General features: G+C 42.1%; 11 protein-coding genes and 1 tRNA gene. 8 read left to right on the top strand and 4 right to left on the bottom strand.

Translation table 11 applies throughout. The annotated features are described in order from the left end of the window. The first annotated feature begins 102 nt into the window (after positions 1 to 102). On the top strand, positions 103 to 522 hold the full coding sequence (locus tag Q3A68_RS04305) for an acyl-CoA thioesterase (RefSeq protein ID WP_302899819.1): 420 nt from the start codon (positions 103 to 105) through the stop codon (positions 520 to 522). 39 nt (positions 523 to 561) lie between these two features. On the opposite strand, the gene Q3A68_RS04310 is transcribed toward Q3A68_RS04305, so the two are convergent. Continuing rightward, complete coding sequence (locus Q3A68_RS04310; protein WP_302899820.1) at positions 562 to 1,551, bottom strand: D-alanine--D-alanine ligase; 990 nt, start codon at positions 1,549 to 1,551, stop codon at positions 562 to 564. A gap of 249 nt (positions 1,552 to 1,800) precedes the next feature. Between Q3A68_RS04310 and Q3A68_RS04315 the strand changes: the two genes are divergently transcribed. From Q3A68_RS04315 to Q3A68_RS04345, 7 genes are all read left to right on the top strand, one after another. Then, positions 1,801 to 2,577 (top strand): PASTA domain-containing protein, encoded by a 777-nt coding sequence (locus Q3A68_RS04315; RefSeq protein WP_302899821.1) that lies wholly within the window; start codon positions 1,801 to 1,803, stop codon positions 2,575 to 2,577. Further along, positions 2,574 to 2,879 (top strand): rhodanese-like domain-containing protein, encoded by a 306-nt coding sequence (locus Q3A68_RS04320; protein ID WP_302899822.1) that lies wholly within the window; start codon positions 2,574 to 2,576, stop codon positions 2,877 to 2,879. The genes Q3A68_RS04315 and Q3A68_RS04320 overlap by 4 nt, the downstream gene beginning before the upstream one ends. A 14-nt stretch (positions 2,880 to 2,893) precedes the next feature. Continuing rightward, entirely contained in the window at positions 2,894 to 3,943 is a 1,050-nt protein-coding gene (gene mltG / locus Q3A68_RS04325; RefSeq protein ID WP_302899823.1) for an endolytic transglycosylase MltG, read from the top strand. Then, on the top strand, positions 3,943 to 4,350 hold the full coding sequence (locus Q3A68_RS04330; protein WP_302899824.1) for an acyl-CoA thioesterase: 408 nt from the start codon (positions 3,943 to 3,945) through the stop codon (positions 4,348 to 4,350). Before mltG ends, Q3A68_RS04330 begins: the two co-directional genes overlap by 1 nt. Before the next feature lie 11 nt (positions 4,351 to 4,361). After that, positions 4,362 to 5,342 (top strand): YihY/virulence factor BrkB family protein, encoded by a 981-nt coding sequence (locus tag Q3A68_RS04335; RefSeq protein ID WP_302899825.1) that lies wholly within the window; start codon positions 4,362 to 4,364, stop codon positions 5,340 to 5,342. A gap of 88 nt (positions 5,343 to 5,430) precedes the next feature. Next, a tRNA-Ser gene (locus tag Q3A68_RS04340) sits at positions 5,431 to 5,515 on the top strand. Between the two features lie 164 nt (positions 5,516 to 5,679). After that, complete coding sequence (locus Q3A68_RS04345; protein WP_302899826.1) at positions 5,680 to 6,810, top strand: family 20 glycosylhydrolase; 1,131 nt, start codon at positions 5,680 to 5,682, stop codon at positions 6,808 to 6,810. Positions 6,811 to 6,818: 8 nt separating this feature from the next. On the opposite strand, the gene Q3A68_RS04350 is transcribed toward Q3A68_RS04345, so the two are convergent. Genes Q3A68_RS04350 through Q3A68_RS04360 form a run of 3 tightly spaced genes read right to left on the bottom strand, consistent with a single transcriptional unit; the run spans position 6,819 to position 11,494 of the window. Next, entirely contained in the window at positions 6,819 to 8,978 is a 2,160-nt protein-coding gene (locus tag Q3A68_RS04350; RefSeq protein ID WP_302899827.1) for a c-type cytochrome domain-containing protein, read from the bottom strand. 18 nt (positions 8,979 to 8,996) lie between these two features. Further along, positions 8,997 to 10,022, bottom strand: a complete 1,026-nt coding sequence (locus Q3A68_RS04355) for an NHL repeat-containing protein (RefSeq protein ID WP_302899828.1) — start codon at positions 10,020 to 10,022, stop codon at positions 8,997 to 8,999. 14 nt (positions 10,023 to 10,036) lie between these two features. Beyond that, positions 10,037 to 11,494, bottom strand: a complete 1,458-nt coding sequence (locus tag Q3A68_RS04360; RefSeq protein WP_302899829.1) for a DUF1501 domain-containing protein — start codon at positions 11,492 to 11,494, stop codon at positions 10,037 to 10,039.

Genomic DNA, 11,494 nt, shown 5'->3' on the forward strand with positions numbered 1-11,494 from the left:
ACAAAGCATGGTTTACAGGGCTTAATACGTCGGCCCGGATTGTTTTTAATTTCAGTTAATCTGATTAACTTTCCAACCTTTCAACTTTGCATTCTACAATCAATGGCAACACAACAGTACTCCACCTTCGAAACAGAATTCCGCGTAAGGCCCGATGATATCGACATGTTTCAGCATGTGCATAATAGTAAATATTTCGACTACGTACTGGCTGCGCGATATGATCAGATGGAACGCTGTTACGGTATGGCCATGGAAAAGTTTATGGAGCGGGGCTTTGGCTGGGTGGTGCGCACAGCCCATGTAGAATATAAACGCGCCTTAACGATGGGCGACTACTTCGTCGTTAAAACCGGCATTGATAGCATAGATGATAAAGGCTGCCGTGTAAAATTTTCGATCACCAACAAAGCAACGGGTAAAGTTTGCTGCGACGGCTGGTTTGATTATACGATGATCGATATGCAAAACGGCAGATCAGCTAAAATACCACAGGATATTATGGAGCAATATTTGATTTGATTAACAGACTCGGTCCACGATCTGGCGGATAGATTTTTTTTAATGCCTTATATTTCCTTCAATCAATTCTCCATAAAACTCACCTACATTCATTCCGGCAGCCCTCACCTGTTGTGGGATCAGACTATTAGCCGATTGCCCTGGTGTGGTATTAATTTCAATGAAATAAAACTCTTCGGCTCCTTCCAGTAAAATAAAATCAATACGCACCATGCCCTTGCAATTCAATCTCAGATATACTTCCGTTACGATTTCTGCAATTTTTTCGTTTTGCTCATGAGTTAGATTTCCCGGGGTGATTTCCTTGCTTACGCCCGGAGTATACTTGGCTTCGTAATCAAAAAACTCTTTTGAGCTGATAATCTCAGTAGCCGGTAACACTTTTATTTTTCCATGTAGGCGTGCGATACCAATACTAAATTCGCGGCCCTTGATAAATTCCTCTACCAATATCTGATCATCTTCTGTAAAAGCCCTTTCAAATGCATCATGCAATCCTGCAGCATTTTGCACTTTGCTCATTCCAACGCTACTTCCGCCGTTGTTGGGCTTCACAAAAAGTGGGAATTTCAGCTTAGCAGCCACAGCCGATATATCATGTATGCCGCTTTTAAAAATCTGCACCGAACGAGCAATGTTTAATCCGTGGATACCATTGACAATAGCTTTAGTATATGCTTTGTTCATGGTAATGGCTGAGGTGGTGGCATCACAGGTATTATAAGGTATGCCCAGCATATCCAGGTAACCCTGAACTTTTCCATCCTCTCCCGGTGTGCCATGTATAGTGATAAAAGCAAAATCAAACTTTACTTTCTGACCATCTAAAGTGATAGTAAAATCATTTTTGTCAACAGGAAAATTGCCCTTATCTGAAGCATAAAACCAACTGTCGCGATTTATATAAATGGTATAAACATTATACTTATCCGCGTTTAGATTGGCTGCGATATTCTTTGCGCTGTTTACAGATACTTCGTATTCTCCGGTGAAACCTCCGGCTAAAAGGGCTATATTTTTACGAAACATTGTGGTCAAATTTGAATTCCGAAATTAATGATAAAGTCGGCGCAATCTAAATATTATATTTTTTAAATTGTTGTTACGCCGATTTTATTGCCTGATAAATGGCCCATATTTTATACTTATATTTAACCAAATAACGTTAACCATTTGATCCACTTTGAGGTATGAATCAGAAAATCGGCATTCCGAATTTCGAAATAAAGATTTATGTTTGATAGCTGGATCAGCACAGCACAACCCTGATAAATTCAAATGAGCAAATTTACAGCTTACTTAAAAACCAAATCATTCCGCAATACCATCATATCCGCTATTCTTGTTGTCATTGTTGTAACCTTAATAGCATTCTACAGCCTTAGCTATTATACGCGCCATGGCTCAGGTATTCTGGTCCCTAAAGTGATCAATATGCCGATAGATAGGGCACTCAATGTACTTAAAGATCAGGGATTTGGCGTAAGTATAGATTCCGTATATGTTTTGGATCAGGCACCTGGTACGGTGATAGAACAGGACCCCGATGCAGGAACTAACGTAAAAGAAGGTCGTATGATCTACTTGAAAATCGTAAAAAACCAGGCGCCCAACGTGGCTTTGCCTGATATAATAGATGCCCCTTATATTTCTGCTGAAGCAACGCTTTCTAACTATGGCTTAAAGATCGGTGACACAACCTATCAGCCCGATATTGCCCGTAACCATGTACTCCAGGTTAAATTTGCGGGTCAGGCTATACAGGCGGGAACCAAAATACCTAAAGGCTCAAAAGTCGATTTAGTATTAGGCGATGGGTCAGGCGCCAGCGAAGTAGAAATACCTGACCTGGTTAACCAGGATCTGGATGCTGCCAGGTTCGTGTTAAAGAACAGTGGATTGGCATTGGGTGTTATCACTTACCAGGGTACTATTACCGACTCAACTAACCTGGTTATCTTATCACAAGTTCCGGCCAAAACAGATTCAGTCACCAAAGTAAGCAACGGCACCCGCATTAACGTTACCGTTACGCAGGGCAAAAAAACACCATGACGGATATAGATGCTAAAGAAGTGTTTGTCCGCCTGCAAAATGGCGAACATTTGAACTTGCTTGATGTGCGCGGCGAAATGGAATACCATACTTTTAACATCGGAGGGAAGAATATCCCCCTACCCGGTCTACAGGAAAATATTGATGATTTGGAATGGAATAAAGACGATGAGATCATCGTTATCTGCAAAGTTGGCCTGCGAAGCGCTACGGCCAAATCAATTTTAGAGTTGAAAGGTTACAAAAATATCAGAAATTTGACCGGCGGTTTGGTCGCCTGGCAAAAAAATCAATCAAAATAATTTACCATTATACAATGGAAGAGCAAAAGAAATCAAGTTCTGTTAAAAAGTATATCATAGCGTTTGTTGTTATTATTATTCTCGCATTGGGAGGCACAGGTTTATTTTACTACTTAAAATATTTCGGTGCGAACGTAACCGACAAACAGGAATACCTCTACATACACACAGGTGCTAGTTACCAGGATGTATATAAAACCATCCGTGATGAAGGAATAGTTAAAGATTCAACGACATTTAACTGGGCTGCTCAAAATATGAAATATACTACCCGCGTTAAACCAGGCAGATACCATTTAGTAAGCGGCATGAGTAACCGTCGCCTTATCAATATGCTGGCGTCGGGAACTCAGGAGCCTGTCACCCTTAATTTTCATAATTTAAGATTGAAAGAGGAATTTGCAGGATTTGTATCTAAAAAGATCGAACCAGATTCAACTTCGATTATCCGTTTGTTAGATTCAACTGACTTCTTAAAACAATATGGCTTTACTCCTGATAACGTGTACGCCATGTTCATCCCTAATACCTATCAGGTATATTGGAACAATACGCCTGAGAAGTTTTTCAAGCGGATGTATGCCAATTACGAAAAGTTCTGGACACCTGAACGCAAGCAAAAGGCCGAAGCTATTGGCCTGTCTCCTATCCAGGTTTCAATATTGGCATCAATAACTGATGCAGAAGCTTTGCACGACGATGAGATGCCGACAATAGCCGGCTTGTACCTGAACCGCCTGAAAAAGGGCATGAAATTAGAATCAGATCCAACAGTAATTTTCGCCAAGCAGGATTTTACCATTAAACGCGTTTTGAATAAATACCTCTCGTTCGATTCACCTTATAACACTTATTTGCACACTGGTTTGCCTCCGGGCCCTATCATGATGCCGTCCGTAAATGCCTTAGACGCCGTACTTGACTTCAAAAAGACCGACTACATTTATATGTGCGCTAAAGCTGATTTTTCAGGTTATCATGCCTTTGCTACCAATGTGGCCGATCACTTGGTAAATGCCCATAGATTTCAGCAAGCCCTTAACGAACGCAATATCAAAAAGTAATGTTTGAGCATACCACTAAAGTTCGGGTAAGGTACGGTGAAACCGACCAGATGGGCTACATGTATTATGGCAATTACGCTGAATTTTATGAAGTGGGCCGTGTTGAGATGTTACGTAGCCTGGGTATGACCTACAGTGGTATGGAAGCTTCAGGAATTATGATGCCCGTGCTTGAAATGAAGTGTAAGTATATAAGACCTGCCTTATATGACGAAGAGATAAGCGTGAAAGTGATCATGGATAAAATGCCGGGCATAAGGATCCATTTCAAATATGAACTATATAATCCAGCCGGTGAACTGATTAATATCGGAGAAACGCTACTGGTGTTTGTCAACATGGACACAAATCGCCCCTGTATGCCTCCGCAGGAATTTATTGATAGATTGAAGCCATTTTTTAAGTAGATTTGACTTAAATGGAATGGTTGCACCGCTTTTTACGACGGTTTGTTTTTTACAGGTATCTTATTGAATGTACCAAGTATATTGCCTTTCCAGGGTTCAAGCCCATATCCCTTTATACCGTTGCCGTCTTCTTTTTTAGTGAAATAAAGCAAGGCAAACTGGCCAATCAGGCCTCGTCACTCGCTTATAATTTTATGCTGGCATTGTTTCCGGCAACGATTTTCTTATTCACATTGATCCCATACATCCCCATCAAACATTTCCAGGATAACTTGGTAGACATGATGGCCGGCGTAATGCCACGAAACGCATACCTGGCTTTTCAGGATGCTATTAAGGAGATCATCACGAAAAAGAGCGGTGGTTTAACGTCTTTTGGTTTCCTAACCACTATGTTTTTCGCTACAAATGGCGTTAACAGGCTGATACAGGCATTTAATAAGTCATCATTAGTAAAAGAAACCAGGAGTTATGTTCATAGGCGCTGGGTGGCTTTAGTGCTCACCATCATGATTTGCTGTTCAATGTTTGTTGCCGTGGGTATTATGATAGCCGGGCACAAGATATTGGTATTCTTACAGCATCATTTTTATAGCAAAGCCCACGGATGGTTTACAGCGATAGCGTTGCTGAAATGGGTAATAGTAGTTGCCATATTTTTTGTAACCGTATCACTTTTATACCGTTATGGCCCGGCTCACAAACAAAGGTGGAAGTTCCTGAGCCCGGGCTCTATATTGGCGACAAGCCTGGCGGTTCTGACTTCGCTTGGGTTTACTTTTTACATCAATAATTTTTCGTCTTATAATAAAATTTATGGCTCTATCGGCACGCTAATCGTGATCATGATATGGCTCTATTTGAACTCGCTGATTATACTGATCGGCTTCGAACTTAATGCCAGTATTGAGCTTTGCAAGCGAAGTATTAAGATCGTAAAACCCAAGTTCAATACTTTTCGAACGACAAAAACAGAGAAAACCAACCATTAAATATTTACAAGTCAGATACTTATTGATTTATTTAAAAAAACTTAACATCAAATTTGCCAATTCGACCCGGTTTTGTACTTTTGCCCCCGGAGAGATGGCAGAGTGGTCGATTGCGGCGGTCTTGAAAACCGTTGACTGTTAAAGGTCCGGGGGTTCGAATCCCTCTCTCTCCGCCGAATAAAATTAATGCCTCGCGAATGCGGGGTATTTTTATTTTATGGCCTTTCCCAACATCTCCTCCACGCCTTTTACAAAACAAATATTACTTCTCGATAGCTATAAGTTTATTTAACTTGTACAGCGAATTCTAAGCCCGTAATCGTCTAAATACAATCTCATGAAAAGATATAGCTATCTAATTCTACTCTTTATTTGTTTATTTAGCACCAATCTATTGGCGCAACAGGCTCTGCCTGATAGTAACTACGTTGTCAGAGGGTTTGCCATTGCTGCTCCGAAACCAAGTGGTCTGGAAGATTTTGTAAAATTTATTGATCAAGAACTAGCTCCCAGAAAGATAAACACATTGATTCTTCGGGTTGATTTTAATTATAGCTACAAGAGCCATCCTGAACTTCGCGATTCGGCATCATTGACTAAAGGGGACGTAAAGAAGATTGTTGAAGCATGCAAGAAGAACAACATTGCAATCATTCCGCAGATCAACCTGTTGGGGCACCAATCGTGGGCGCATAAGCTGAATAAGCTATTAGAGAAATATCCTGAATTTGATGAGACACCATGGGTAAAAATGCCGGCTACCGCTGCTGAATATAAATGGCCGAATGCTAATAATTTGTATTGCAAAAGCTATTGCCCGCTTCATCCGGGAGTGCATAAAATAGTGTTCGACCTGGTAGACGAGGCGATGGAGGTATTTGAAGCGAATGCATTTCATGCAGGCATGGACGAAGTATTTTACTTAGCCGACGATAAATGCCCACGCTGCGGTGGTCGTGATAAAGCGGTGATCTATGCCAATGAAGTGCAATTGATCCGTGATCATCTTGCCGAAAAAGGCAGAGAATTATGGATATGGGGCGACAGGTTGATCGACGGCCGTGCTACCGGTATTGGTATGTGGGCCGCGAGCTATAACGATACTTATCGAGCAGTGGATATGATACCCAGAGATGTCGTAATCTGCGACTGGCAGTATGACCGCGACAACCAAACTGCCGTATATTTTGCGCTGAAAGGATACCGCGTGGTAACCTGTGCCTGGAACCGTCCGCAGGTAGCTGTAAGCCAGGTAGAAGATCTTTATCGTTCACGCACTCTGTCTGTTACCCCAATGCGCAGCCGCTTTTATGGTATAGCCGAAACGGTATGGTCTCCATCCGTGCAGTTCCTGAAAGAATATTATAATAAGGACACCGCTCAATCTAAACAAAATACCCAAAGCAATGCTTTCAGAGCATTATTTGATAAGATGGGTGAGTTGGATCAACCCGCTGCAGCTAAATAAAACAGTATCTAATTAACAAACACCTCATCAACAAATACCCAGGATGGTTTTCCTTTTGCAGGATGCCATCCCGGCAATTTGTAAATAGGCTTTGCTATAAATTTTATACAGGTGATAGGCCCGCTTTCATGCAGTTTGCATACCAGGGGCTGTAAAATATCCGGATCACCTTTCTTTTGTAACTCAGTTGTTAATGAACCGATAGCCTTTAAATGCTGTATGTCTGTGCCACCCCATACTTCTACTTCAGTTGGCAAAAAAATCTGGCTGCCAATCATTTTCAGGCAGTTCAAAGTCAGCGTACGTGGTTTTATCGGGTTTTTAAAGTAAAGCATCAGCTCCATATCGGTTTGGGTTCCCAGCCATTTATTGTTACCGAAATTCATACCGCCCAGTTCGCCATCGGTTAAGGTTTTAGCCCCATCAGCCTGGTAGCGTTCGTTAACGGGTTTGATTAGGGAAATACTATCAGGCGCGAAAGTATTTTTATAAAAAGTATAGCTAACCACATCACTACCATACCAGCCAGCTTTATAAGCTTTGGCTTTAATAGTGGTGTTATCGGCAATCATAATACCTGGCTTGTATATAGCTGATTTAACACTGTCCGGGTCTTTCCCATCAGTGGTATATCGAATATCAACTCCTTTGATTGGGTTGGTAACAATCAATTGAACCGGCTTACTAAAAACAAATGCCGTGTTTTTTACTTGCGGTGGTATCAGTTTCATCGGCTTACCATCGTCTTTAAAACCTTCTATAAGTGTTACCTTTTTATTGGAATTTACGAACGCCTGTAGCTGTTTCACCGTAAGGCCAGTATTCCAAAGCACCACCTCTTTTAAATTTTTCAAGGTCTTTAACTGATCTAATGCCTGTGCACTCAATTTTGCCCCGGCGAGTGAAATCGAATGTAAATATTTCAGCGATGACAGGTCCTTTAAAGTATTCCCTGTAATATCTGAGAAATTGAGATTTAACGTGCGGAGATTTTCAAATTTGGCAATTGTTTTAAGGTCACCGTCCTTTACGGGCATTTTGTTCAGGTCGATTGATACAACTTGCTTTTTGATCCCACTTAATTCATCAAGCACTTTAACGTTGTAAGTAGTTTTATTATAAATATTTACAGCTAATGCAGGCGACTCTTTCGCCAATGCGTAAATAACACGATAATTATTATTGAGCTTTTTGATCTCTTTATCATCAGCAGCAGCGAAATCATAATGCTCTTCTGATGCTTCCGCAGGTTTCAGGAATATTACTGCAGCCATGCGTAATGAGTCGGTTGCAGGGAAATCGGTTACCTTCTTTTTGAAATCAGCATTCGCTTTGATCCATTGATACAGCACATTCATTTCAGCAGCCGTCAATTGTGGTTTGCCCGATGGAGGCATGTGCTTCTTCTCTTCTTCAGGCAAATGAATACGCTGCAGCAGCAAGCTCACTTGCGGCTGACCCGGTACAAATAGCTTTCCTGACTTCCCTCCTTTTAAAACTGATTTCTCATCGATTAGCATCAAGCCTCCCTTTAATTTATCAGGATTATGGCAGCTAATACATTTTGTCTCCAATATTGGCTGAATCACATCACGGTAAACCAATGCCTGATCGATAGGCACCAACGGACGTGAGCTTTTCATTACCGGGCCCAATACAAAATTATCTCCATGAGTAATATTTGCACCATAGTGACCTGCCATCATCAAAAAACAGACTGTAGCCACTGCCCCCGATTGTGCTGTACGTGGCTTGTACCATGAAGCATTTCGCAGCCAGTAAATGGCTGTAGATATAAATACGATACATACTCCAGACCATTTATGCCATTGCACGCTGTTGCTATCGTAACCCGGCTCGCGCGCCAGGAACAAACCCATAATTGCCGTAGTAGCCGCCAATAATGCTCCCGAAAGCAATAAAACCGTAGTGAATTCATCATAAAGTTTCTCGTTTGCAAATGCTGATCTGAACCGGAAAAACTCCAGCAACATGGCCAGGATCAGCAGCACGATAGGGAAATGCAATATCATAGGATGAAGCCGGCCTACAGGCTGCAGCCAAAGCGGTATTACCAGATGATCCCCGGCAATCAGTAAAACAACAATGAAAATATTCAGCGCAAATAACAAATTACCTGCAACACCCTTGTAACTGTCTTTTATCATTTAGCGGGCAGCAAATAATTAAACACGAGTAAATTTATACGGATACACCTTGCCCGAGGCCCACTGCGCTACGTACAGGTTCTCATCATCATCCACGCAAACATCATGCGGGTTAAGGAATATCTTTTCGGCCTGCGACATGGGCTGTAATACGCCATCCTTATAAATAGGTTCGGTACCGCCCAAATTGGAAACGACTTTGTTATTCTTATCCAGGATAGTTGTAAAACCCGAGTTTTCTTTACCCAGATCAGGTGAACGCAACACAGCCGCATACAAGTGATCACCCTTTATTACAGGACGGCACACACAGGCTCCGGGTAATTTAATCACTTCAAGTAATTTACCATCCATGCTGAACCGTTTAAAGCAATTGCGGGTACGATCGGTAACTAATAAAGTCGGCGTAGCATTTCGTCGGTCTATTACAATACCATGGGCGTTATCCAAATGCTCGTCGCCATCACCGCGACCGCCGAAATAATTTTTGATCTTCCCATCCTTATCATAGTGGATAACATATTGTGAACCGTAACCATCAGCAATAAAGAAGTCGCCGTTCTTATCCACCGTAGTTTCTGTAGGGATAAAATCTTTTGCCTCCTTATATACGCCAGTGTCGAGCGGCACATCAATGGTCATTAATATCTTTCCATCGATAGTTGTTTTGTATACCTGATGCTTAACCGTATCAGTAATGAATAAAAACTCAGTTCCGTTCTCGTTAACCAGGGTTAAACCGTGTGCACCAGGAAACTCATGCCCCCAGGTACCCAGCAACTTACCCGATTTGCTATAGATCAATACATTATTTTTAGTCTCATTGGTCAGCAACAATATTCTACCCTTTTTATCCTGAACCATTTCATGACAATCGTTCACAGGATTGATATTGGGGTCGGCCTTGCTCCATTTGTTATCCATACGGTAACGCATATTACCGTGACCATAAATAGGTCCGTCATCCTTAGCTAATAGGTCTTTTGCAATAAAAAAACTTGCTGAAGCAATTGCTGATGTCTTTATAAAACTTCTTCTCTCCATGATATTCTGAATCTTTAGGAAATAATATCTCTTACTACATTTCCGGCTACGTCGGTGAGCCTATACCGTCTGCCCAAACTCTTATAGGTCAATTTAGTATGATCAATACCCAATTGGTTCAGCACAGTTGCATGGAAATCATGAACATGCACAGGGTTCTTCAAGATGTTATAGCCAAAATCGTCCGTCTCGCCGTAGACTATACCCGGAGTAATACCACCTCCTGCCATCCATATGCTAAAGCAACGCGGATGATGATCGCGGCCATAATTTTTCTTTTCCAACTTGCCCTGGCTATAATTGGTGCGGCCGAATTCGCCGCCCCAAATTACAAGCGTCTCGTCCAGTAGACCGCGTTGTTTCAAATCAGTCACCAATGCTGCCGATGCCTGGTCAACATCCTTAGCCTGTCCTGCCATTTCCATAGGGAGATTAGTATGCTGATCCCATCCCTGGTGATATAACTGAACAAATCGCACTCCATTCTCCGACAGCTTTCGCGCCAGCAAACAATTGGCTGCATAAGTACCTGGCACCAAACATTCTGGGCCATACAATTTCACAATATCATCCGGTTCTTTGGAAACATCCATAATTTCCGGAACGGCGGTCTGCATCCGGTAAGCCATTTCATATTGCTTTATTTTGGTAGTGATCTCCGGATCCTGGAATTCTTTGTAGGATAGCTCGTTTAGCTCTGACAGTTTATCCAGCATCTTACGGCGCTCATGGCGGTTCAATCCTTCCGGGTCGTTCAGATATAATACTGGATTTTCGCTGCTGCTGAATAATACGCCCTGATGTATGGAATCAAGGAAACCATTGCTCCAGAGCTTGGAATATACGCCTTGACCGTTGCCTTTACCTTTTGAAAGCAGAACGGTAAACGCAGGCAGGTTTTTATTCTCGCTACCCAAACCATAGCTCACCCACGATCCCATACTCGGCCTGTTACCTTGTTGCGCACCCGTCTGAAAGAAAGTGAGCGCCGGATCGTGGTTAATGGCCTCGGTATAAAGTGTTTTAACAATACAGATATCATCGGCAATACTGCCAATATGTGGGAACAGGTCACTTACCCAAGCACCTGATTTACCATATTGTTTAAAATCATAATAAGAACCAGCCAATGGAAATGACTTTTGCAAAGCAGTCATCCCCGTTAGGATCTGCCCTCCACGAACTGACGGTGGCAATTCCTGCCCAAACATTTCGCGCAGCTTTGGTTTATAGTCGAAGGACTCTAGTTGTGATGGTGCACCATCCTGGAAAAGATAGATTATCCGCTTGGCCTTTGGCGCAAAATTCGGTATGCCCGGAATAAAATCAGCTCCATTATCACTATTAATACCTGATAACAAGTCAGGGATCAGCAGCGAGCCTAATGCCACACTACCTAAACCCAAACTCAACCTCGACAGGAATTTGCGCCTGTTAATACTGAGACCATGTTCTAAAAATTCTTTTTCCAT

The sequence above is a fragment of the Mucilaginibacter tolerans genome, from assembly GCF_030519375.1.
In the GTDB taxonomy this organism is placed as follows: domain Bacteria; phylum Bacteroidota; class Bacteroidia; order Sphingobacteriales; family Sphingobacteriaceae; genus Mucilaginibacter.